The 23113-nt window shown below is 64.3% G+C and carries 21 protein-coding genes; 14 read left to right on the top strand and 7 right to left on the bottom strand.

Translation table 11 applies throughout. The features are described 5' to 3' along the window. The first annotated feature begins 550 nt into the window (after window positions 1-550). The 3 genes from nirB (at window position 551) to AD664_RS03395 (ending at window position 4026) form a co-directional block, all read left to right on the top strand. Window positions 551-3112 carry a nitrite reductase large subunit NirB gene (gene nirB, locus AD664_RS03385; protein WP_053144391.1) on the top strand — a complete coding sequence of 854 codons (2562 nt, stop codon included), beginning with the start codon at window positions 551-553 and terminating at the stop codon, window positions 3110-3112. After that, window positions 3112-3498 (top strand): nitrite reductase small subunit NirD, encoded by a 387-nt coding sequence (nirD, locus tag AD664_RS03390; protein WP_042728116.1) that lies wholly within the window; start codon window positions 3112-3114, stop codon window positions 3496-3498. The genes nirB and nirD overlap by 1 nt, the downstream gene beginning before the upstream one ends. A gap of 87 nt (window positions 3499-3585) precedes the next feature. After that, entirely contained in the window at window positions 3586-4026 is a 441-nt protein-coding gene (locus tag AD664_RS03395; protein WP_042728115.1) for a CBS domain-containing protein, read from the top strand. A 119-nt stretch (window positions 4027-4145) separates the two neighbouring features. Here the strand turns inward: AD664_RS03395 and AD664_RS03400 are convergent, their stop codons facing one another. From AD664_RS03400 to AD664_RS03415, 4 genes are read right to left on the bottom strand one after another with little or no spacing between them, the layout of a single operon-like run. Further along, a complete protein-coding gene (locus AD664_RS03400) occupies window positions 4146-4613 on the bottom strand; it encodes a response regulator (protein ID WP_042728114.1) in 468 nt (155 codons plus the stop codon). After that, window positions 4610-6922 (bottom strand): ATP-binding protein, encoded by a 2313-nt coding sequence (locus tag AD664_RS03405; protein ID WP_053144393.1) that lies wholly within the window; start codon window positions 6920-6922, stop codon window positions 4610-4612. The genes AD664_RS03400 and AD664_RS03405 overlap by 4 nt, the downstream gene beginning before the upstream one ends. Next, entirely contained in the window at window positions 6919-7587 is a 669-nt protein-coding gene (locus tag AD664_RS03410) for a response regulator transcription factor (protein WP_053144395.1), read from the bottom strand. Before AD664_RS03410 ends, AD664_RS03405 begins: the two co-directional genes overlap by 4 nt. Continuing rightward, the gene (locus tag AD664_RS03415) at window positions 7584-8759 is read right to left on the bottom strand and encodes a sensor histidine kinase (RefSeq protein WP_053144397.1); all 1176 of its coding nucleotides are present in this window, start codon (window positions 8757-8759) and stop codon (window positions 7584-7586) included. Before AD664_RS03415 ends, AD664_RS03410 begins: the two co-directional genes overlap by 4 nt. Window positions 8760-8932: 173 nt before the next feature. Here AD664_RS03415 and AD664_RS03420 point away from each other — a divergent pair, with 173 nt between their 5' ends. From AD664_RS03420 to AD664_RS03435, 4 genes are all read left to right on the top strand, one after another. Next, on the top strand, window positions 8933-9454 hold the full coding sequence (locus AD664_RS03420) for an SgcJ/EcaC family oxidoreductase (protein ID WP_053144399.1): 522 nt from the start codon (window positions 8933-8935) through the stop codon (window positions 9452-9454). Window positions 9455-9614: 160 nt separating this feature from the next. Beyond that, window positions 9615-10124: a sigma-70 family RNA polymerase sigma factor gene (locus tag AD664_RS03425; RefSeq protein ID WP_053144401.1), complete on the top strand. Its 510-nt coding sequence runs from the start codon at window positions 9615-9617 to the stop codon at window positions 10122-10124. After that, complete coding sequence (locus AD664_RS03430) at window positions 10121-11068, top strand: FecR domain-containing protein (protein ID WP_053144402.1); 948 nt, start codon at window positions 10121-10123, stop codon at window positions 11066-11068. Before AD664_RS03425 ends, AD664_RS03430 begins: the two co-directional genes overlap by 4 nt. 66 nt (window positions 11069-11134) lie before the next feature. Beyond that, complete coding sequence (locus AD664_RS03435) at window positions 11135-13558, top strand: TonB-dependent receptor (RefSeq protein WP_053144404.1); 2424 nt, start codon at window positions 11135-11137, stop codon at window positions 13556-13558. On the opposite strand, the gene AD664_RS03440 is transcribed toward AD664_RS03435, so the two are convergent. Next, complete coding sequence (locus tag AD664_RS03440; protein WP_053144406.1) at window positions 13555-13956, bottom strand: hypothetical protein; 402 nt, start codon at window positions 13954-13956, stop codon at window positions 13555-13557. The genes AD664_RS03435 and AD664_RS03440 overlap by 4 nt on opposite strands. A gap of 223 nt (window positions 13957-14179) precedes the next feature. Here AD664_RS03440 and AD664_RS03445 point away from each other — a divergent pair, with 223 nt between their 5' ends. Continuing rightward, the gene (locus AD664_RS03445) at window positions 14180-15241 is read left to right on the top strand and encodes a peptidase M42 (RefSeq protein WP_053144409.1); all 1062 of its coding nucleotides are present in this window, start codon (window positions 14180-14182) and stop codon (window positions 15239-15241) included. Window positions 15242-15685: 444 nt separating this feature from the next. Here AD664_RS03445 and AD664_RS03450 read toward each other — a convergent pair whose 3' ends face one another. Then, complete coding sequence (locus AD664_RS03450; protein ID WP_042728105.1) at window positions 15686-16165, bottom strand: nuclear transport factor 2 family protein; 480 nt, start codon at window positions 16163-16165, stop codon at window positions 15686-15688. A gap of 45 nt (window positions 16166-16210) precedes the next feature. Continuing rightward, a complete protein-coding gene (locus AD664_RS03455; protein WP_053144411.1) occupies window positions 16211-16789 on the bottom strand; it encodes a TetR/AcrR family transcriptional regulator in 579 nt (192 codons plus the stop codon). A gap of 122 nt (window positions 16790-16911) precedes the next feature. Here AD664_RS03455 and pssA point away from each other — a divergent pair, with 122 nt between their 5' ends. The 6 genes from pssA (at window position 16912) to AD664_RS03485 (ending at window position 23031) form a co-directional block, all read left to right on the top strand. Continuing rightward, window positions 16912-18255: a CDP-diacylglycerol--serine O-phosphatidyltransferase gene (gene pssA, locus AD664_RS03460; protein ID WP_053144413.1), complete on the top strand. Its 1344-nt coding sequence runs from the start codon at window positions 16912-16914 to the stop codon at window positions 18253-18255. An 11-nt stretch (window positions 18256-18266) separates the two neighbouring features. Continuing rightward, the gene (locus AD664_RS03465; protein WP_042728122.1) at window positions 18267-19283 is read left to right on the top strand and encodes an AraC family transcriptional regulator; all 1017 of its coding nucleotides are present in this window, start codon (window positions 18267-18269) and stop codon (window positions 19281-19283) included. 168 nt (window positions 19284-19451) lie between these two features. Continuing rightward, on the top strand, window positions 19452-20423 hold the full coding sequence (locus AD664_RS03470; protein WP_053144415.1) for an NAD-dependent epimerase/dehydratase family protein: 972 nt from the start codon (window positions 19452-19454) through the stop codon (window positions 20421-20423). Window positions 20424-20456: 33 nt separating this feature from the next. Further along, window positions 20457-21203: a glycosyltransferase family 2 protein gene (locus tag AD664_RS03475; protein ID WP_053144417.1), complete on the top strand. Its 747-nt coding sequence runs from the start codon at window positions 20457-20459 to the stop codon at window positions 21201-21203. 1 nt (window position 21204) lies between these two features. Further along, complete coding sequence (locus AD664_RS03480; protein WP_053144419.1) at window positions 21205-21498, top strand: lipid-A-disaccharide synthase N-terminal domain-containing protein; 294 nt, start codon at window positions 21205-21207, stop codon at window positions 21496-21498. A gap of 66 nt (window positions 21499-21564) precedes the next feature. Next, on the top strand, window positions 21565-23031 hold the full coding sequence (locus AD664_RS03485; protein WP_053144719.1) for a glycosyltransferase family 39 protein: 1467 nt from the start codon (window positions 21565-21567) through the stop codon (window positions 23029-23031). Window positions 23032-23113 lie beyond the last annotated feature (82 nt).

The following is a 23113-nucleotide window of genomic DNA, read 5'->3' on the forward strand; positions in this document are numbered from 1 at the left end:
GTGTCTGTCATGAAGAGGCTGAATGTGCCGCCGTCTTCGCGGGCAAGCCCGCTCCCACAGGATTGGGCGGTATGCAAAGGCTGCGTATATCCCAAATCCCTTGTGGGAGCGGGCTTGCCCGCGAATAGCGGCTGCCTCTTCAAAGGATGAGGTCTGCCGTGCACCGGCAGGCTGCACTTTTATGAAGCCAACTGCACCGGCTCGCACCATGGGAATGCAATCGTTGGCCTGAGGCCTGAATGCTTGCAGCCCCGGCGCCGGTGCCCGTAAACCCATGCCCGCAAGGGCTGCAACGGCGTGCAGCGTTGCGATGCGTGGGTTGGCACGCTCGCTGCAAGAGCCTGTCCAGGCCCACCGCGAACACACTCGAGTGGGCAGCCCCGTCGGTCAACGAAGATCGAGCGCCAGCAGGCCGGGGGATATCGGTAGATCGGGGCGCAGTCGCCGGGTCGATACCGCACAGAACAGGCAAAGACGCCTGGAACCGCAAGGTTTCAGGCGTCTTTTTTTTGCTTTCAAAAATCGTGATGGGCTTTTGTCGGGTGCTTTTATGAATTCCAACGTTGCGTCTCTGAACAAGCTGCAAACGCTGATCGTGATCGGCAATGGCATGGTCGGCCATCATTGCGTCGAACAACTGGTGGAGCGCGGTGCCCTCAATCATTACCGCCTGCATGTGTTCAGCGAAGAGCCGATGCGCGCCTATGACCGCGTGCACCTGTCCGAGTATTTCGCCGGCCGCGACGCCGAATCCCTGGCCCTGGGCGAAGCCGCGCTGTACAAGACGCCTGGCGTCACGCTGCACTTGGGCGTGCCGGTGTTGGAGATCGACCGCCAGGCCCGTCAGGTCGTCACCGCCGGCGAGCGCATCAGCTACGACAAACTGGTGCTTGCCACCGGTTCCTACCCGTTCGTGCCGCCGATCGACGGCGCCGAAGGGGACGCCTGCCTGGTCTACCGCACCCTGGAAGACCTGGATGCCATCCGGGCCGCCGCCAACAATGCCCGGCGTGGCGTGGTGGTCGGTGGCGGGCTGTTGGGGCTGGAAGCGGCCAATGCCCTCAAGAGTCTCGGCCTCGAAGCCCATGTGGTGGAATTCGCCCCGCGTCTGATGCCGGTGCAGTTGGACCCGCAAGGTGGCCTGGCCCTCAAGGCCCGTATCGAATCGCTGGGCGTCGGCGTGCACCTGTCCAAGGGCACCCAGTCCATCAGCGCCGGCGAACAGTACCGCTATCGGATGAATTTCGGCAGCGACGACTTCCTGGAAACCGACCTCATCGTGTTTTCCGCCGGGATTCGCGCCCAGGACGCCCTGGCGCGCCAAAGCGACCTGCACATCGGCCCGCGCGGCGGCGTGGTGATCGACGATCAATGCCTGAGCAGCGACCCGGACATCTACGCCATCGGCGAGTGCGCGGCCTGGAACGGCAGCATTTTCGGTCTAGTCGCTCCGGGTTACCAGATGGCCCGCAGCGTCGCCGCGCAACTGTGCGGTGAGCACGGCGAAGCCTTCACCGGCGCCGATATGTCTACCAAGCTCAAGTTGCTTGGGGTCGACGTTGGCTCCATTGGCGACGCCCAAGGCAATACGCCGGGTTCGCGCAGCTACCAGTTCATCGACGAAACCAGCGCCAGCTACCGGCGCCTGGTGGTGGACGCCGACGGCAAGCGCGTGATCGGCGCGGTGCTGGTGGGTGACAACAGTTACTACGACACCTTGCTGCAGTACATGCAGAACGGCATCGCGTTGCCCAAGGACGCGGCCAGCCTGATCCTGCCGTCCTCCGAAGGCGCGCCGACCCTGGGCCCGGCCGCATTGCCCGCCGCGGCAACCATTTGTTCGTGCCACAACGTCACCAAGGGTTCGATCTGTTCGGCCATCGACAGTGGCTGCACGGACCTTGGCCAACTCAAGTGCGACACCAAGGCCGGCACCGGTTGCGGGGGCTGCGCTGCCCTGGTCAAGCAGGTGTTCGAACACGAGCTGATCGCCCGTGGCGTCAGCGTCGACAAGAGCCTGTGCGAACACTTCGCCTACACCCGCCAGGAGCTGTACGCCCTGGTGCGGGTGGAAGGCATCATCAGTTTCGATGAGCTGCTGGCCAAGCACGGTCGTGGCCACACCGGTTGCGACCTGTGCAAACCGGCGGTGGGTTCGATCCTGGCGTCGTGCTGGAACCAGCCGATCATGGACCCGTCCCTGGTGCCGTTGCAGGACACCAATGACACGTTCATGGCGAACATGCAGAAGAACGGCACCTATTCGGTGGTGCCGCGCATTGCCGGGGGCGAGATCACGGCGGACAAACTGATCGCCATCGGCGTGGTGGCGAAGAAATACGACCTCTACACCAAGATCACCGGCGGCCAACGCATCGATCTGTTCGGCGCCCAGTTGCACCAGTTGCCGGACATCTGGGCCGAGTTGATCGAAGCCGGCTTCGAGACCGGTCATGCCTACGGCAAATCCACGCGCACGGTGAAGTCCTGCGTGGGCAGCACCTGGTGCCGCTACGGCGTGCAGGACAGCGTGCAGATGGCCCTGACCCTGGAGGATCGCTACAAAGGCCTGCGTTCGCCGCATAAGCTCAAGTTCGCCGTTTCCGGGTGCACCCGCGAATGCGCTGAAGCACAGAGCAAGGACGTTGGCGTGATCGCCACGGAGAAGGGTTGGAACCTCTATGTGGCGGGCAACGGCGGCATGCGTCCACGCCATGCCGAACTGTTCGCCACCGACCTGGATGACGCCACGCTGATCCGCTACATCGATCGCTTCCTGATGTTCTACATCCGCACCGCCGACAAGCTGCAACGCACCTCGGTCTGGCGCGAAAGCCTGGAGGGCGGCCTGGACTACCTCAAGGACGTAATCATCGACGACAGCCTGGGCCTGGGCGCCGAGCTCGAAGCCCAGATGCAGTTGGTGGTCGACCGCTACGAATGCGAATGGGCCAACGCCCTCAAGGATCCGGACAAGCTCAAGCGTTTCCGGACCTTCGTCAACGATGGCCGCGGCGATCCGGACGTTCATTTCGTCAGGGAACGCGGCCAGCGCCGGCCGGTTCATGCCGGCGAACTTCACCTGATTCCCGTCACCGAGGAGGTGCTCTGATGAGCCAGTCAAACGTCGTTCGTCTTTCCACTCGCGAAGTCGCCCAGGCGCCTGTGCAATGGCGCGCACTGTGCAGCCGCGAGGACCTGGTGGCCAACTCCGGCGTGGTCGCCTGGCACGAGGGCAGCCAGGTTGCGCTGCTGTACCTGCCTGAGCAGCAGGACAAGCCGTTGTACGCCCTCGACAATCGCGACCCCAAGTCGGGTGCGAATGTCATCGGCCGCGGCCTGTTGGGCAGCATCAAGGGCGAGCTGGTGATTGCCTCGCCGATGTACAAGCAGCATTTTCGCCTGGAAGACGGCCATTGCCTGGAATACCCGGAGCAGCGCCTGCGAGTATGGCCGGTGCGCTTGAACGGTGACGTGGTGGAGATTGGTGAAAGCTGACCTGCGAGCACGGGATGGCGAGGGCGCAAGCGCCCTTGCCATCCAAGGATTTACAAGCACGCCATTATTTCAAACCGGGAATTTGCCATGAAAACCGCCGCTCAACTGGTGAAACTCAAAAGTGTGCTGCACCAGCAGGTCCACAGCATCGCGCCGGAACAGACCGTGCTCGAAGCGTTGCAGATCATGGCCGAGAAGAATGTCGGGGCCTTGCCGGTGATCGAAGACGGGCAGGTGGTGGGGGTGTTCAGCGAGCGTGACTACGCACGCAAAATGGTCCTGCACGGGCGTTCGTCCGTGGGCACCCCGGTGCGCACCATCATGAGCACGCCGGTGATCACCGCCGACAGCCAGCAGAGCATCGAGCGCTGCATGGAAGTCATGACCGACAGCCACCTGCGGCACCTGCCGGTGCTGGATAACGGCCAGTTGATCGGTCTGTTGTCGATTGGTGACCTGGTCAAGCAAGCTATCGTTGAACAAGCAGACCTGATTCGGCAGTTGGAGCATTACATTCGCGGGCATTGAGCGCGCGGTCTTTTCCTGGTCTGCCAGCTCTGCTGGCGGTCGCTGCGCAACCGAGCGGGAGCAAGCTCCCTCGCCACAGGGACATGCGTCTACCGGGCTCTGCGTTGACCGCCATCGCGCTAGCGAGACTCGGCAGTGGGTCGATGCTGTCTGAGCAGCTCGATCTGCTGGGACGGTATCAATTCGCGCAAGGCCTTGTAGAGCGCCCGGGTTTCCAGCAGGTTCCAGATGCGCAGCATGGTTTCCAATGCGTCCAGGGGCTTGCTGATGAAGTCTCGGGCGCCGAGGGCGAGGGCGCGCAGGCGGGTGTCGCGGGTGGCATCGGCGGTCAGTACCAGGATCGGCAGGTAGTCGTTGGCCGGGATGCGCCGGTTGAGCTGTTCCAGCACGGCAAAGCCATCGAACGCCGGCATGTGCAGATCAAGGATGACCAGGTCCGGCTCGAAGCTGTTGAACAGGTCGAGGGTGCGCAACGGCTCGGTGCTGCTGAGCACGTTGTGCAAGCCTTCGCGGGCCAGCAGTTGTTCCATCAAGTCCAGGTTGGGGCGTTGATCGTCGACGATCAGGATGCGCAAGTCGCGATTCATGCGGGCTCCGGTAGATACTGTTCGAGGTGGCCCAGAAAGGCCTGGATATGAATAGGTTTGGTCAGGATGGCCGTGGCGCCGGCCTCGCGCAGGGCGCGGTGGGTCAGGTCGCTGGCGTCGGCGGTGATCATCAGCACCGGCGTGGATGCGGTGGCCGCTGACTGGCGCAGTCGACGCAAGACTTCCAGGCCTTCCAGATCCGGCAGGGTGACGTCCAGCAGGATCATCTGCGGGGCGTGCTGGCGAGCCAGGTCCAGGCCCAACTGGCCCTGCATGCTCGACAACAGCTGGATGCCGGGGCGACGCTGCATCAGGGTCTCGATCAGTGCCAGGCTCGACAGGTTGTCCTCGATGCACAGCACCTTGCCCTGGTATTCGACCGGCGCGTGGGGCGCTGCCAGGGTGGCGATGGGCGGCAGGCCGGCGCCGGCCACCTGGGCGGCGGGCAATTGCAGGGTGAAGCAGCAACCGTGGCCCGGCTCGCTGTGGACCTGGAGCTGGCCCTGCATCATTTCCAGCAGGCTTTTGCTCAAGGACAATCCCAGGCCGGTGCCTTCGACCTTGGGATCGGCCCCCAGGCGCTCGAAAGGCTTGAACAACTGGTCCATCAGGGCCGGGTCGATGCCCTGGCCGGTGTCGATGACGGCGATGCTCACCTGTCGCTGCCGCACGCTCACTTCAATGCGCACCTCACCGCCGGGGCGGTTGTACTTGATGGCGTTGGACAGCAGGTTGAGCAGCACCTGCACCAGGCGCTGGCGGTCGGCGAGCACGCCGCTGTCGTCAGCCAGGGGCGGCAACTCGACCAGGCGAATGCCGGCATCGGCCGCCATGGGAGAGACCAGCGTCAGGGCTTCGTGCAACACCGTCGCCAGGGCGATCGGCTCGATGTTCAATGGCAGGCGTCCGGCTTCGATCCGAGCGATGTCCAGCACTTCATTGATCAACGCCAACAGGTGCTGGCCGGCACGCAGGATGTGACTGACCTGGGGCCGCTGGCCGGCGTTGGAATCCATGTCCAGCAACTGGGCGAAGCCGAGGATCGCGTTCAGCGGCGTGCGCAGTTCGTGGCTCATGCGCGAAAGAAACTCGCTCTTGGCCCGGCTGGCGCTTTCCGCTTCTTCGCGCGCCGTGCGCAGCGCGATCTCGGCGGCGCGGCGGTCGGTGATGTCGCGGGTGATCTTGGAAAAACCGCGCAGCGCGCCGGTGCTGTCGTATTGGGCGGTGATGACCACGCTGGCCCAGAAACGGCTGCCGTCCTTGCGACAGCGCCAGCCTTCCTCCATGTAGTGCCCGTCCCGGGTGGCCTCGCGCAAAGCCATGTCCGGGTGCTCCGGGCACTCCTCGGCCAGGTAGAACAGGGAAAAGTGCCGGCCGAGGATCTCCTGCTCGGTGTAGCCCTTGATCCGCTCGGCCCCGACGTTCCAGGTGGTGACGTGGCCTTGGGCATCGAGGGCGAAGATCCCGTAGTCCTTCACGCCATCGATGATCAGGCGCAGGCGTTCCTCGTTGTCGCGCAGCGCCCGTTCGCGTTCGGCCAGCAACTGTCCGGCCTCGATCAGGCGCGTGCCGAGCTGGCCGATCTCATCCTGCTCCGGCGGCTGCGGCAGCAAGGGTTGGCCCAGCGCCAGGCGTTGGGCGTTGCCTTGCACCTGCTGCACCCGGGCGACGATGCCCTTGGACAAGAACAGCACCGCGACAATCGCCCCCAGCAGGCCGCACACGGCGGCCAGCAAGGTGGCGAACAACAGGCGCATGCGCGTGGCCGAGGCGGCGGCGCTGCGGTCGGCGAGCAGGGCGTCTTCGCGTATGCGCATGGCGCTGATCTGCTCGCGCAAGACGTCCAGCACCTGCTTGTTCTCGATCAGGATGGCGGTGATGGCTCCGGGGTCGTCGCCGTGGTTGGCGCGCAACGCAACCAGTCCGGCGAGCTTGTCGGCGATCAGCGGGGTGATGGTCTGCAGGTGCTCGCGCATCCGGGCATCGCGGATATTGTGGTCCAAGCGCTGCAACGCGGCCTGGATCAGCGGCGTGGCCTGCTCGTAGCTGGGCAGGAAGTCCTCGCGGCGGGTCAGCAGGTAGCCGCGCACGCTGGCCGCCGCTTCGGCCAGCAGGGTGTGCACGGTCTGGATATCGCCCTGCACGAGCAACACCCGGCGCACGTCCTCCTCGGCGCGTGCGGTCTGGCGTTCGGTGATGTAGATCAGCACCAGCGACAGCAACAGGACCACCAGCGGCAGCGAGATCACCACCAGGGCCTTGCCGCGCAACGGCAGGTCGGCCCAACGGCGAGCGGCGAGGAACCTCATGGCCACTGCCCCGAAGGCTGCGCCACCAGCCCCAGCGCCACGCCGCGCACGGCGGCCTGGGTCCGGTCGGCGGCGCCGAGCTTGCCGATGACGCGCTCCACGTGGGCCTTGGCGGTGCCGGAGGCGATGCCGAGTTTTTCGCCGATCTCCCGATTGCTGAAACCGGCTGCCACCAGGCCCAGCACCTGGCGTTCCCGGGCAGTCAGGGCCTGGACAGGCGCCGCGCCCGTGGCACCGCGTTCGGCCATGCGTCGCAGCAGGCGGGCACTGACTGAGCTGTTCAGGGCTTCTTCGCCCGCGGCGACCCGCATGAGGGCGTAGAGGACTTCATCGCGGCTGGCGTCCTTGAGCAGGTAACCGACCGCACCCGCGCCGATGGCAGCTTCCAGATGATCGGGGCTGTCGTCCATGGTGAAGATCACCACCTTGATGCCCGGCTGGCGCTGCTGCAGGATGCGCGCCGCCCCCAGGCCGTTGAGGACCGGCATGCGGATGTCGAGGATCGCGATGTCCGGTTGCAACCGTTCGCACAGGTCGAGGGCTTCCTGGCCATCGCGGGCCTGGCCGACGACCTCGAACCCCGGGCTGCCGGCCAACATGCTGATAAACCCGGTGCGAGTGACTTCGTGATCGTCGGCCAGCAACAGGCGCAGGGGACGGTTCATGGCTGTACTCCCTGGGCCGGCAGTGGCACGCGGGCCAACAGTCGGGTGCCTGCGTCGGGCTGGCTGATGCACGACAGCTGGCCGCCCAGCAGGCTGGCCCGTTCCTGCATGGCCGCCAGGCCCAGGTGACAGGCCTCGATGGGTTGTTCCAGGGCAAAGCCGCGACCGTCATCTTCCACCCGCAGCGCCGCGTAATCATCGCCCACTGCCAGCGCCAGGCTCACGTGCCGGGCCTGGGCGTGCTTGAGGATGTTATTGATGCCTTCCTGGGCGATGCGGAACAGGGCGATCTCGGCGTGGCCGGGCAGGCGGGCGGTGCTGTGTTCGGCCCAGGTCACCGCCAGGCCGGCCTCTCGCAGGCGGTCGGCTTCCTTGTCGACCGCCTTGTACAGGCCGAAGTCATCGAGCACGTGGGGACGCAAGCCGCCGATCAATTGCCGGCCTTCGCCGACGCAGCCCTGGGCCAGGTCGAGAATCGTGCGCAACTCGCTGGCCAGCGCCGGCGGCAAGGTCGGGCAGCGCCCGGCGAACCCTTGCAGGCGCTGATGCAACCCGGCCAGGTTCTGCGCCAGGCCGTCATGCAGGTCGTAGGCGACGCGCTTGCGCTCGGCCTCCTGGGCGCTGAACAGGCGATGGACCAGCTCCGACATGGTGCGCTCGCGGGCCTGGAGCGCTTCGAGCAGCCGGCTGTTTTCCAGGTGCGCCGCCAGCAGGGTCGCCAGCAGTTGCAGCGACTCGATGTCCTCGGTGTCCGGCGCCCCGAGGGCCACGCTGTTGCCCAGCATCAACGCCCCGAACACCGCGCCGTCGGAGGCGCGCAACGGCACCCGCAAGACCTGGGGCAGGGCGCTGCCAGGGTGCTCCTGCCATTGCGGGCCGGGCGACGGCGGCTGGGCGAAGCTGGCCAGCAGTGCCAGGCGCTCGCCGCTGCCGTGGCTGGCAATGGCGCGCACCGGCGCCTCCGGTGTCCATTCCAGCAGCAGGCCGTGGTCCATGGCCATGAACGCGCAGGCCCGCTGCACGGCGCGTTGGCGCATCTGTGCCAGGGGCAGCTGGGTCAGTTCATGCCCGGTGCCCAGCAACAGGCCCAGGCGTGCCGCGCGGCTCTGGGATTGCCGGTACTGGCTACGGATGGCCAGGGCGCTGCCGGGGTCATGGGGCGGGCTTTGCATGGGGGGCTCCAGCATGAAAAGAGACTGCAAGGGTTCGCGGTGACGTCATTAAAACGTGTCGACGGCACCGGGCCTATCTGCCGAATGGCATAGGCGAGCGGCACCGGTTGGCCGATGGCGGCGCCAGCGCGGGCCGGCAAAGTGGGGCCATTGAAACCCAAAGGAACCCTGCGATGAAAATGAAAACCTTCACCCTGGCCGCTTTTTTCCTGCTGACCACGCCATTTGTCCACGCCGTGGATGCCACGCCCTACGTGTACCGCACCGTGGCCGAACAGCCCAAGAACGTGAATGACCAGGAAATTGCCGCGCTGTTCGATCGCTGGAACACCACGCTGAAGTCTGGCAGCGCCAGCGCGATGACCGGCCTCTATGCGCCGGATGCGGTCCTGCAACCGACCCTGTCCAACAAGGTGCGCACCACGCCGGCGCAGATCCAGGATTACTTCGACCATTTCCTGGTCGGCAAGCCGGTGGGGCAGATCAACTACCGGGAAATTCGCCACATGGGCCCCGATGCGGCCATGGACAGTGGGGTCTACACCTTCACCCTGACCAATGCCGACGGCTCCAAGCGCAACGTCCAGGCTCGCTATACCTTCCTCTACGAGCGCCTCGACGGGCAGTGGAAGATCATCAACCATCACTCTTCGGCCATGCCGGAAGTGCCCAAGGCGCTGCACGCCAGTCACTGATCTCTGGGTCAGCCCACCTTCAAGCACTGCGCATCGGCGGGGGCCTCGGCTCCCGCCGTTTTTTTCGCTGGCGTGCAGGGCATCAGCCAAAGAGCCTGGATTCGTTCATGAACATTAATTAGAATCAGTCTCATTTAAGACCTTGCACAGGCTTCTTGACATGGGTGATGCAGCTTCGCCGACGGAACACTCCCTCCACGCGTTGTACCGTGACCACGGCGGCTGGCTGGAAAACTGGTTGCGACGGCGCCTGGGCAATGCCTGGGATGCGGCGGACCTGCGCCAGGATACCTTCCTGCGCGTGCTCGCCAGCTCCCAGGCCTTGGCCGAGCTGCAGGAGCCCCGGGCCTACCTGCTGACGGTCGGCAAGCGACTGTTGAGCAACTTCTACACCCGACGCAACCTGGAGCAGGCGTATCTCGACGCGTTGGCGAGCCTGCCCGAAGCCTGCGTGCCGTCCCCCGAACAGCGTTGGTTGCTGTTGGAAACCCTTCACGCCCTGGACGAATTGCTCGACGGCCTGCCGCCCCTGGTACGGCGGGCCTTTCTCTGGAGCCAGCTCGAAGGCCTGGGCTATCGGGAGATCGCCGAGCGTTTGCAGGTGTCCGAGCGGACCGTCAAGCGCTACATGGCCCAGGCCTACGAACACTGCCTGCTGGTGGACTTTTGAACCGCCAAGGCCCATCACCCGAAGCCCGCGACGCCGCCCGGGCGGCGGCCCATTGGCTGACACTGCTGGAGTCGGCCGACGCGGCATTCGACACCGCCGCGTTGCAACGCTGGCGCGACAGCAGTCTTCATCACGAGGCGGCCTGGCAAAAGGCCCTGCGCTTGCGCCAGCGCTTCGCTGCGGTCCCGGCTTCCGTGGGCATGGCCACCCTGGATCGCCCGGCCATGGCCCGCCGTGCGGTGCTCAAGCGGGCATTGGGTGTCGCGGCGCTGGTGCCCACTGCCTGGTTGCTGGGGCGAGAGCTGCCACTGGATGTCTGGCGTGCCGACCTGCACACCGCCACCGGTGAGCAGCGACGTTGGGCGCTGGCCGATGGCAGCGCCTTGCAACTGAACACCGACAGCGCCGTGAACCTGGACCTCGCCACGCGGCGTCTGGTGCTGCTGCGCGGCGAAATGGCCCTCAAGGTGGTGGGGGACGCGCCGCTGTCGATCCAGTCGCCCTATGGGTTGATCAGCGTCAGTCGGGGGGAAGCGTGCCTGCGCTTGAGCGAGCACGAATGCCGGGTGTCGGTGCTCAGCGGTGCGGCGCAGGTGCAACCGTTGCGTGGGCCGCTGTTGGGGCTGGAGCCGGGCCAGCAGGTCGACTTCCAGGCCACGGGCGCAGGCTCGGTGCGCCGCTTCGATGTGTTGCAGTTGGGGTGGCGCGACGGCGTGCTGACGACGCAGGACCAGCCACTGGGCGATTTCCTGCGGGATCTGGCCCGCTATCGCCCAGGTGTACTGCGCTGGGACGAAGCCCTGGAGTCGCTTCGCGTCACCGGCAGTTTCCGTCTGGAGAACACCGACCGGATCCTGGCGCTGCTCTCGGCCAGCCTGCCGATGGACGTGCACCTGCGCACCCGTTACTGGGTCACCCTGACGCTTCGAAAAAATAGTGCCTGAAGCCTGTCCCGTTTTTTTGTCTCGCTTGTCATTCAAGGCAATCGAACAAAATGAGAGCGCCTCCCCATGTCCGCAGTTGTACCGTTGCGTTTGCGCCCGGCCTTCGCCGGCTGGCGCCCGCTGTTGAACCTCAGCCTCCTGCTGAGCCTGAGCGCCAGCCCTTTCTTCATCGCTTCAAGCCAGGCCGAGGAGGCCGCTCGGCGCAGCTACCAGGTGCCTGCCGGCAGCCTGGGCACGGCGCTGACCCGGTTTGCCGGGCTGGCGGGCGTCAACCTGTCGGTGGACCCGGCGTTGGTGAGCGGGCGCAACAGCGCCGGGCTCTCGGGCGAGTACGGGGTCGAAGAAGGCTTCGCCCGGTTGCTGCAAGGGTCCGGCCTGCAATTGCAACCGGTGGGTGAGCAGGCCTACATCCTGATGCCCGCGCCGCAAGGCGGCAGCCTGCAACTGGCGCCGACCTCGATCCTCGGGGCCAACGGTGCGACGGACGCCCCCGTGTATGCCGGCGGCCAGGTCGCACGGCGCGGTTCCCAAGGCCTGCTGGGGTCGCGGGACTTCATGGAAACGCCGTTCAGCATGACCACCTACACCAGCGAAGCGGTCAAGAACCAGCAGGCCCGCACCCTCGGTGACCTGATCGCCAGCGACCCATCGGTGCGGGCCACCAACCCGGCGGGCGGACGCTACGAACAGTTCACCATTCGCGGGCTCAGCCTGTTCAACAGCGATGTCGCCTACAACGGCCTGTACGGAGTCCTGCCGACCTACACCATCGACATGGAGATGGCCGATCGCGTCGATATCCTCAAGGGGCCGACCCAGCTCATCAACGGTATCTCGCCGAGGGGAAGCGTCGGTGGCGGGATCAACGTGGTGCCCAAGCGGGCCACCGACACCCCCATCAACTCGTTCACCGGCAGCTATGCCTCCAACAACCAACTGGGCGGCGCGGTGGATGTCGGCCGGCGTTTCGGTGAGGAGAACCAGTTCGGCCTGCGCTTCAATGGCGTGAAGCAGTCCGGCGACACCGAATGGGACCACCAGAGCGTGGACCGTGAGATGGCGGTGCTGGGCCTGGACTTTCGCGGTGAACGCCTGCGGCTCTCGACGGACATCGGCCACACCGAGCGCGACACCGACGCCCCCCAGGAGCGCGTGCAGGTCGGCGCCAACGCCCAGGTGCCCCACGCCAGCGATGTTCGCAGCAACTATGCCCAGGCCTGGAGCAAGGCGCGCACCACCGACACGTTCGGCGCGGTGAACGCCGAATTCGACGTCAGCGATGCCGTCATGCTGTATGGCGGCGTGGGCGCACGCAAAAGCAACCACGACTTTCTCCGCCATGCCGTTTCAGTCACCAACGACGCCGGTGACTTCACCGTTTCGCCCCGCGACTTTACCCGTGACGAAAACGTCCGGACGGCCACCGCCGGCGTGCGCAACTGGTTCCACACCGGGCCCGTGAGCCATGAGGTCAACCTCGCGGCCAGCTACTTCTACATGGACTTCACCAACGGCGGCGCCCGCTATGCCAACGGTCGCAGCAACCTGTACGACCCGGTGGACACACCAACGCCAGGCACGCCGACGCGCCAGGACGACAAGGTCTACGCCGAAAATCGCTTCAGCGGCGTGGCGTTGTCCGACACCCTGGGCTTTTTCGACGACCGACTGTTGTTGACCCTCGGTGCGCGCTGGCAGCGGGTCAAGGTCGATGACTGGTCGAACGACGTCAAGGGCGTGACCGCCTACGATGAAGAAAAGGTCTCGCCGTCCGGCGGTATCCTGTTCAAGGCGACCGACAAGCTGTCGCTGTATGCGAACTACATGGAAGGCCTCAGCCAGGGCAAGATCGCGCCCTCGACCTCGGTGAACGAGGACGAGATTTTCCCGCCGTTCATCAGCCGTCAGGTGGAAGTCGGCGCCAAATACGACACCGGCCCGTTCGCCATGACCGCCGCCGTGTTCCGCATCAAGCAGCCGGCCTATGCCACCGACGCGACGACACGGGTCTTTGGCCCGAACGGCAAGCGTGAGAACACCGGGGTGGAACTGAGCGTGTTCGGCGAGCCGCTCAAGGGCACCCGCTTGCTCGGCGGGGTGATGTTCATCGACAGCGAGTTGACCAACACCACGGGCGGGACCTTCGACGGCAACCGGGCGCCGGCGACGCCCAAGTACAACGTCAACCTGGGCGCCGAATGGGATGTGCCGACGGTGCAGGGCCTGACCTTGACCAGCCGCGGCATCTACTCCAGCTCGCAGTACCTGGACCCGTCCAACGACAAGGAGATCGATTCCTGGGTTCGTTTCGATGTCGGCGCCCGCTATGGCTTCAAGGTCGATGACAAGCGCGTGACCCTGCGGGCCAACGTCGAGAACGTGGCCGACAAGCGCTACTGGAGTTCGGCCGGGGCCTCGGATGACAGCGAGCCGGGCTTGACGCTGTCGACGCCGCGCACCTACCTGCTGTCGGCGACGGTCGACTTCTAGGCGTCGCGAAACAGGTCGTGGGCATCGAGCAGGCGCCAGGCGATTTCCGGGCGCCTTTCCAGCCCGCGGCGGATGGCGCTGGGGATCGACTGGCGAATTTTGCGACACAGTCCAGCTTGCGCCTGGAACTCGATGGCGATACCGCGCATGGTGCGCACTTCGTTGTAGCCGGGCTCGATGCTCAGGCGGATGCCAAGGTTCTCGTACAAGCGCTGTTGCAAGTGCTGGAGTTCGTCGAGGCTCTGGATGTTCTCCAGGCGTTCGAGCAAGCGCTTTTCTTCCTGGCGGTTGAGGCAAAGGATGCGCACGTCACTGCCGGGCGTTTGCAGCAACTCATCGCGTTGGCAATCACAGACGCCAGGCGGGCAGGGGGGACGGATCGGGATCGACGCGGTCATGGGCTCCACACAGTCGGCAACACAGCGAAACGCTCTCCGAGGGGCAATGTGATGGCTGGCGCCACGGTGGTCAACCCCGGCGAGCGTCCGGCTGTCTGCCTGCCTCTCTTCGAGCTTAAGGCCGTTCGTCCGGTTAAAGGGTGATTCAGTCAATTTTTCCCCCTAAGGGCGGCCTCAAGAAGACAAGTGGCGTCAACCGCGCGGAAAAGGAGAGCGTTCACCCATGCACGTCAACCCCTCTACATTGCCCCTGTTGGAAGAGTTGCTGATGGCCCGTGGTCCGGGCGGCCAGGAAGACGAAGTGCGCAGCCTATGCTTGCGAGAGCTGGAGCCCCACTGCGATAAAACCTGGACCGATCCGGCCGGTAACGTTATCGGGCTGATCAAGGGCACCGGTACGGCCGGCGACAGTCACGCACCGGTGCGGATCATGGCGCACTTGGACGAAATCGCCATGCTGGTCAAGGGCATCGAACCCGACGGAACCCTGCGGGTGCTGGCCTTGGGCGGTGCCAACCCGGTGAACTTCGGCGTCTGCCCGGTGGACATCCTCGGCGACCGCGGTTTCATCCCTGGTGTGTTGTCGTTCGGCTCAATGCACTGCACGGGCGAAACCCACCAGGGCGCCGACGTGCTGTCGGGGAATGTGCATTGGGACGATGTCCATGTGATTACCCGCTGCTCGGTCGAGCAGTTGCAGAAGCATGGTGTGCGACCGGGAACTCGGGTGGTCCTGAGCCAGCACTGGCGCCGCCCGTTTCGAGTCAACGATGCCATAGCTGCGCACTTTCTCGACGACCGCGCGCCCATGGTCGCGACGTTGCAGACTGCTGCTTTACTGGCCCTGCGCCGGGGCGAGGTGGCTGATGATGTGTACTTTGTCTTCACCACCCAGGAGGAAGAGTCCAACGCTGGCGCGCTGTATGCGGCGAGTCATTTGCCGGGGGAAGTCAGCGTGGCGGTCGAGGTTGGGCCGGTGGCGGCAGAATACGGTACGCAACTGAGCGTCAACCCGATCATCAATACCGGCGATGAGAAAGGCTGTTATAGCCGCGACATCGTCGACCGGTTGTATCGTGCCGGCAAGCACTGCGGGCTAGAGCCGCAGTTTGCATTGCTGGTGGATTTCGCCAGCGACGCCAGCGCGATCATGGGCAGCGGGATCTCGGCCAAGGGCGGTTGCATCGCGATCCCCACGGAGAATACCCATGGGTATGAGTTGATCCTGGAGGGAAGCATCGAAGCTTGTGCGGCGACGTTATTGGCTTTTTTGCTGGGCCGTTGACAGGCGGGGTTGACGAAGAGGCTTGGCTGCTGGCGTATAGGTGTATCTGTGTACATATCCATTGCTGCCGTAATGGCCGCTTAGAGTTGCGGTCTTACAGTGGTCACTCTTGGAAAAGCCGGGAGCCGGACCTGCCAATAGCAACCCAAGCCCCACCACTCGGCACCTCGCTCAGGCTCGGTGTGCCCGAACGCAGACCTGGCTCCGTGGGCCGCGAAGGGCCCTTCATGGCTCAGCACCCGGCATCCATGCCGGGTTTTCCACTGCGCAACACTTGCGTTCGGCCCTCGTGGTTAACGGGGCGCCCCAGATCAGAAGCTTGCCGAGGCGGCTTCAAAACCGACCTGGCTCTTGCGGCTGTACCTGATCCCTGTGGGAGCGGGCTTGCCCGCGAAAACGGCCTGGCAGCCAACCTGTTCGTTGCGGCGGCTGCCGATTCAGCCCTTACAACCCCAAGTCGGACAACCCTGGGTGATCGTCCGGGCGGCGGCCCAGGGGCCAGTGGAATTTGCGCTCGCTTTCCTTGATCGGCATGTCGTTGATGCAGGCAAAGCGGTTGGCCATCAACCCGTGCTCGTCGAATTCCCAGTTCTCATTGCCGTAGGAGCGGAACCAGTTGCCCGAGTCGTCGTGCCATTCGTAGGCGTAGCGCACGGCGATGCGGTTGTCGGTGAACGCCCAGAGTTCCTTGATCAGCCGGTAGTCCAGTTCCTTGGCCCATTTGCGGGTCAGGAAGGCCTTGGCTTCCTCGCGGTTATGGGCGAACTCGGCGCGGTTGCGCCATTGGGTGTCCAGCGTATAGGCCAGTGACACCCGCTGCGGATCGCGGGAGTTCCAGCCGTCTTCGGCCAGGCGGACTTTCTCGATGGCCGATTCACGGGTGAAGGGCGGCAAAGGCGGGCGAACGTCGGAAGAGGCAGACATGGCAGATCTCCAATGGATAAATGAAGGGCACAGCGGTTCAATGGGTCATACGTTTGATTCGTCCAGCTTCAGCAAGCTGCCCAGCATGTCCCGGGCCTGGTCGGCCGCGCCGTGATCGCCCATCACCAGCGCCACGGTGATGGCGCCGTCGATCAGGATCAGCAGTTGGCGGGCCAGCGCATCGGGTTTTTCGACACCCTGGTCGGCACACAGTCGGGTGACGTAGTCGAGCAACTTCTGTTTGTGCAACTTCGCTAACTGGCGGACCGGATCCTCGGGATCGCCGGTCTCACCGCTGGTGTTGATGAACGCGCAACCGCGAAAGCCCTCGCTGTCGAACCAGCCCTTGAGAACGGTGAACAGGTTGAGCAAGCGCGCGGCGGGGGTCGGTGCCTTGTCGACCTCGCTGCTGAACCAGTGCATCCAGCGTTCATCGCGACGCTTGAGGGCGGCCACGATCAGGTCGTCCTTATTGGCGAAGTAACGGTAGATACTTTTTCTCGAGACGCCGGCGGTTTTCACCAGAAGGTCCATGCCGGTGGCCGCAATGCCACTTTTATAGATCAACTTTTCGGCGACATCGAGAATGATGTCTCGTGTTTCACTGCTAGTAATTTCATTCATGGAATAGACAGTAGAACGATCGTTCTCCTTGGTCAAATGTTTTTTTCATGACGACGGGAAGACCCGAGCCGATCCATGGTGTAAGCTCATCCGTTCTTCGGAATCGACCTTTTGCGAGCCCTATGCCGTCGCTTTTCAAACGCTCTCTGCTGCCCAAGCTGCGCAGCTTTGCACTGACCGCCGAGGCGGTGACCATCCTCGATGGCGCTGCCCAGTTCCGCCGTTGCCTGCTGGAGAAAATCGCCCAGGCTACCCAGCGCATTTATATCGTCGCCCTGTACCTGCAACAGGACGAAGCCGGCCAGGAAATCCTCGATGCCCTGCATGCCGCCAAGGCGGCCCGTCCGGAACTGGACGTGGTCGTGGTGGTGGACTGGCTGCGGGCCCAGCGGGGCCTGATCGGCGCCAAGAAGCAGCCGGGCAACTCGGCGTGGTACCAGGAACAAACCCGCCTGCACGACAGCGAAGTGCCGATCTACGGCGTACCGGTGCAGACCCGCGAGCTGTTCGGCGTGCTGCACTTGAAGGGCTTCGTGATCGACGACTGCGTGCTCTACAGCGGGGCCAGCCTGAACAACGTCTACTTGCACAAGTTCGACAAGTACCGTTACGACCGCTACCACCTGCTGCACAACACCGCGCTGGCCGATTCCATGCATCACCTGGTGCAACATGGCCTGGTCACTTCCAGGGCGGTGCATCGCCTGGACTTGCCGAACCTGCCGAGCACCCGAAGCCTGCGCAAGGACATCGGCGACTTGCGCAGCCGCTTGAAATACGCGGCCTATGACACCACCGCCGGCAGCCTCGACAAGAGTGGCCTGTCGGTCAGTCCGTTGCTGGGCGTGGGCAAGAACAACCCGCTGAGCCGGGTCATCGGCGAGTTGATCGCCAGCAGCCGCCAGCAACTGACCATCTGCACGCCATACTTCAACCTGCCGCTGGCCGTGACCCGCGAACTCAATCGCGCCCTGGCCCGCGGGGTCAGGATCGACATCATCGTCGGCGACAAGACCGCCAACGATTTCTATATTCCGCCCAGCGAGCCGTTCAAGATCATCGCGGCGTTGCCCTACCTGTACGAAATCAGCTTGCGGCGCTTCGCCAAGCGCCACCAGCGCTACATCGACAGCGGCCAGTTGAACCTGCACCTGTGGCGCGATGGCGACAACACCTATCACCTCAAGGGCATGTGGGTCGACGAGCGCTACACCTTGTTGACCGGCAACAACCTCAACCCGCGTGCCTTTCGCCTGGACCTGGAAAACGCCCTGTTGCTGGACGATCCCAAGGGCGAGCTGCTGGAACCTCGTCGGGCCGAGCTTGAGCAGATCTACCGCCACACGCGTCGGATCGAGCGCTTCCTGGACCTTGAAAGCCTGCCGGATTACCCGGCTGCCGTTGCCAAGTTCCTGAAACGGGTCAGCCGGGTGCGGATAGAACGGCTGCTTTACCGGATCCTGTGAACAGCCGCGTCGTGTCTGAAAAAGACACTATCTCCATTCAACTGGTCCGCGAGGCGCTGCTGCAAAGCTGCGCCCCCGGTGCGGCCAGCGCCGAGGTTCTGAGCAAGGTCGGCATCGACCCGGCGCTGCTGGACGATCCTCAGGCCCGAGTGCCGGCTCATGCTTATGCGCGGCTCTGGCGCTTGCTGGCGCGGCGCCTGGATGACGAATTCTTCGGCATGGACCCGCGCAAGCTCAGGTCCGGCAGCCTGGCGTTTCTCTGCCAGTGCGCCATGGCCCAGCCGACGCTGGCGGCGGGGTTGACGGCCGGGCTGGGCTTTCTTTCGCTGATGCTCGAACACCTGCCGGCGCAGTGGGTGCGCCAGCAAAGCCTGGCGGAAATCGTCCTTTGCGAAGACGATCAGGCACCGCAGCGGGCCTTTACCTATTTCACCTATTGGATGATCGTCCATGGCGTGGCCTGCTGGTTGGCGGGGCGACGCATTCCGATTCTTTCCGTCGAACTGCGCTGCCCGGCGCCGGACTTCTGCGACGACTACCGGGTGATGTTTTCCCAGAACCTGCGCTTCGACCGGCCGCGCACGCGAATGATCTTCGCCGCCGAGTGCCTGGACTTGCCCATCCGACGCAGCCCCGAGGAACTCAAGCGGTTCCTGGCCCACGCCCCGGCCAATATCCTGGTCAAGTACCGCGACCCGCAGAGCCTGGCCAGCCGCATCCGCCACGACCTGCGGCAACTGCCCGCCGAACAGTGGCCGGAAACCGAAACCCTGGCCCAGCAGTTGTGCGTCTCGGCGTCCACCCTGCGTCGCCGCCTGGCAGAGGAGGGCCAGACGTATCAAGGCCTCAAGGACAGCGTGCGTCGAGAGTTGGCAATCGCCTGGCTGGCCGAGCCCGCCATCAGCTTCGTCGAGATCGCCACGCGCCTGGGCTTTGCCGACGCCAGTTCCTTCTACAAGGCGTTTCGCAAGTGGTCCGGATCCAACCCGGGGCACTATCGGAGCCTGATCCTCAACGACGCCCACTGACCCGACCGGGTCGGCGCTCATAAATCTGTCACGTCTGCTTGCTATAAGCCTCGGTATAGAAAAAACAGGCCATCGAGCAGAGTAGTGAATGGAAATGACCGTTGTGGGTAACGATTGTGTCGGTTTGCGGGAACATGCATTGGCCGGGATCGCGTTAAGGCGCGCCCGATGAAAATCCTGGTCACCGGTGTCGCCGGTTTCATCGGGTTCCATACCGCCAGGCGGCTATGCCGCGATGGCCATCAAGTCATTGGCATCGACAACCTCAACAGCTACTACAGCGTCGAGCTGAAACACGCCCGGCTCGCGCAGTTGGCCACGTGCAGTCAATTCCAGTTCCAGCGGATGGACGTGGCGGACAAGCCGGCGTTGCTGGATCTGTTCGCCCGGCATGCGTTCGACCATGTCGTCCACCTGGCCGCCCAGGCGGGGGTGCGCTATTCCATCGACCATCCCGACGTCTACGCGCAAAGCAACCTGGTGGGCTTCCTCAATGTGTTGGAAGCCTGTCGGGCCCATAGGCCGGCGCACCTGGTGTTCGCTTCGAGCAGCTCGGTCTATGGCTTGAATGATCGCCTGCCTTACAGCACGGATGACCCCGTCGACCAGCCGGTGTCCTTTTACGCGGCCACCAAGCGCGCCAACGAACTGATGGCCCACGCGTACTCGCACCTGTACGGCATTCCCACCACCGGCCTGCGCTTCTTTACCGTGTACGGGCCATGGGGACGCCCCGACATGGCGCCGTTCAAGTTCACCGAGGCGATCCTGGGTGGCCGGCCTCTGGAGGTCTACAACGACGGCGCCATGTCGCGGGATTTCACCTACATCGACGACATCGTGGAGGCCCTGGTGCGGCTGTTGCCGTTGCCACCGGCCGAGACGGGCGCGGTGCGCAACAAGGTCTACAACATCGGATTTGGCGCGCCGGTCCAGTTGCTGCAGTTCATCGAATGCCTGGAAGAGTCCCTGGGCATTCGTGCGATCAAGCATGGCATGCCGTTGCAGGCAGGCGACGTGGTCAACACCTGGGCGGACACCCGCGAACTGGAAGCGCGCGTGGGCTTCCGGCCGCAGGTTGCGGTGCCTGTGGGCGTGCAGGCGTTCGTTGACTGGTACCGCGGCTATTACGGCGTCTAATCCCTTCCTTTTCCATCCTCTAGCGGGAGCGTCATGCAGCAAGATCCCTATGTGTCGGTCCTGATTCCGGCGAAGAACGAAGCAGGCAACCTCATTCCGTTGCTCGAAGAGGTGCGTGCCGCATTAGCCGATGAAGCCTTCGAGGTCATCGTGGTGGACGACGGCAGCACCGACGCCACCGCCGCGCAATTGCGCACGCTGCACGACAGCGGCGACTACCCGCAGTTGCGCGTGCTCACCCATGCCCGTTCCCTGGGGCAAAGCACGTCGATCCATCACGCTGCCGAGGTGGCGCGTGGGCATTGGTTGGCCACCCTCGACGGTGATGGTCAGAACGATCCGGCCGACCTGCCCGGGATGATTGAGCTGGTGCGCGGCTCCGAAGGCCAGCCAGGCAGCGTCAAGCTGGTGGCCGGGCACCGGGTCAACCGCCGGGACACGGCGAGCAAGCGCTGGGCGTCGCGATTTGCCAACAAGTTGCGCGCCGGCCTGCTGAAGGACCAGACGCCCGACACCGGTTGCGGCATCAAGTTGATCGAGCGCCAGGCGTTTCTGCGCCTGCCGTACTTCGACCACATGCACCGTTTCATTCCTGCGCTGATCCGCCGCCACAACGGCCGAATGCTGGTGCAGCCGGTCAACCACCGTGAGCGCGGGGCCGGGGTTTCCAACTACGGCAACCTCGACCGCGCCCTGGTGGGCATTGTCGATCTGTTTGGGGTGTGGTGGCTGATAAAGCGCACGCGGCTGGACGTCAACGCACAAGAAACCGAGGTCTGAAATGGGCAGAGAATCGATATGGCTGGCGGTTGGCTTCGGCGGCCAGTTGGCGTTCACCGGGCGTTTCGCCCTGCAGTGGCTCTACAGCGAGTACAAAAAGCGCAGCCTGATCCCCGTAGGGTTCTGGTACTTGAGCATCGTCGGCAGTGCACTGTTGCTGGCCTATGCCATCTACCGCCAGGATCCGGTCTTCATCGTCGGCCAGTCGTTCGGCTTCGTGGTGTACCTGCGCAATTTGCAGTTGATCGCCAAGCAGGCCGAGCAAGCCAACCATGAACTGGACCAAAAGGGCTGACCGGTGCGGATACGCTTGGCTTCTTCGCGGTGGGAGCTGCTGGCCCTGGTGTTGCTGGCACTGGTGATGGTGGGTGCCGGTCTCGGATGGCGCCAACCGATGAATGTCGACGAGGAGCGTTTCCTCGGCGTGGCCCTGGAAATGCTGCAGAACGGATCGTGGTTCATTCCCCACCGCGCCGGCGAGATCTACGCAGACAAACCGCCGCTGTTCATGTGGACGGTGGCGCTCTTCGTGCAGCTCACCCATCTGCCGAAAGTCGCGCTGTACCTGCCGGCGCTGGTGGCGAGCGCCGTGACCACGGCGTGCCTGTATGACCTGGGGCGCCGGCTGTGGGGACGGCGTATCGGGGTGATCGCCGCGCTGTTGTTCCTGGCGACCTACCAGACCTACAGCATTTTGCGCACCGGGCAAATCGACGGCTTCCTCGCGCTCTGGACCATCCTCGGGATCTATGGCCTGTGCCGGCACCTGTTGCTGGGACCGGCCTGGCGCTGGTACTACGTGGCCTGCGCCGCGATGGGGTTGGGCATCATCAGCAAGGGTGTGGGCTTTCTGCCGGCGTTGATGCTGTTTCCCTATGCTTATGCGGTGCGTAAAGGTTGGAAAGGCGTGGTGCCGATGCCCGGCAAGGCCGGGGCATGGTGGTTGGGCTTGCTGGTGGCGTTGGCCGCCATTGCGCTGTGGCTGGGGCCGTTGCTGCTGATCGTGGGGCAGGGCGGTGCCGACAGCCTGGCGTACGCCCAGGAAATCCTGTTCAAGCAGACGGCCAGCCGTTACGCCAACGCCTGGGAGCATCGTGAACCCTTCTGGTATTTCTTCGTCCACGTGATTCCGAAATACTGGCTGCCGCTGGTCTTCATGCTGCCCTGGCTGGTGCCGGCCTGGCGCAAACAGTTGCGCAAGCACGATGGGCGAGTGTTGGTGCTGCTGGGCTGGGTGCTGCTGGTGTTGCTGTTTTTCAGCCTGAGCAGCGGCAAGCGCAAGCTGTACATCTTCCCGGCGTTGCCAGCCCTGGTGTTGATCGCCGCGCCGTTGCTCCCGTGGATGCTGCGCCGTTGGTTCCGCCAGCGCCCCAGGGGCCGGTGGGTCTTCACGGCATTGACGGTGTTCTGGCTGTGCGCCTGGTTTGCCCGTGGTTTCATCGAGCCCCACAAAGAAGGCCTCAACCCTCACGAAACCCTCATGCGCGATGTGGCGCAACTGACCGGCGGCGCCGAGCTGGCCCTGGTCGGTTGGCGCGAGGGGCATTGGTTGTTCGCCCGCCAGCCGGTGGTGCATTTCGGTTTCTACAACCGTCATTCGCTGGAACATTCCGCCCAGTGGCTGCGCAGCCACCCGCAGGCTTTCGTCCTGGTGCCTGGCAAGGAAATGGCCCGCTGCTACGATCCGCAGAAAGCCCGTCGCGTGGGCGGTACCTCCAGGGCCGAATGGTTCCTGGTGGGGGCCGAGGCGGACAACCACCACTGCCAGGTGGCCGAATTGGACAAGGTGTATGCCTTTGCGTGGGAGCGGCCTCTGTCCCCACCCTGAACCATGGCCAAACCAGTCAAGCAACTTGATGGCTTTGACCATTGCCGCCCCCGCCCATCGGCGCGAGTATTTCCCTGCTGTC

It is taken from the genome of Pseudomonas sp. P97.38 (genome assembly GCF_001269745.1).
GTDB lineage: Bacteria > Pseudomonadota > Gammaproteobacteria > Pseudomonadales > Pseudomonadaceae > Aquipseudomonas > Aquipseudomonas chlororaphis_E.